Raw genomic sequence first — 361 nt, 5'->3', positions numbered from 1 at the left:
GCAAATGGCACGAGAGCAGTAGCGTTCGGCGGTGGGGCAACCACGACGACCGGTGACGCGACTGCAATCGGTGCTCTTGCACACACGACTTCTGAATTCTCGACGGCGGTCGGTACCAATAGCTCAGCCGCTGGCGGCACGGCAGTGGGTTTCCAGGCGAGCGCGAACGCATCTGACGCTACGGCAGTCGGTGTAGATTCCGTCGCGTCGGGTATCGGCAGCGTTGCAATTGCCCGCGCACAGGCGACTGCCCAGAACGCAATCGCTATTGGTGAGAATGCCTCGGCAGTCGATGTGAATGCCGTAGCGGTAGGCACGGGGTCGAATGCGACCAACAGCGCCACGGCACTTGGTCCCTTAG

Annotated in this window: 1 pseudogene; it reads left to right on the top strand. The window is 62.0% G+C overall.

The window, feature by feature from the left end:
* Nucleotides 1-361, top strand: a pseudogene (locus SB753_RS35385) (adhesin); the annotation flags it as partial.

This window comes from Paraburkholderia sp. SIMBA_053, assembly GCF_046534895.1.
In the GTDB taxonomy this organism is placed as follows: Bacteria; Pseudomonadota; Gammaproteobacteria; order Burkholderiales; family Burkholderiaceae; genus Paraburkholderia; species Paraburkholderia caledonica.
The sequence above is the reverse complement of the archived record's forward strand: the minus strand, read 5'-3'. Positions and strand labels throughout refer to the sequence as shown.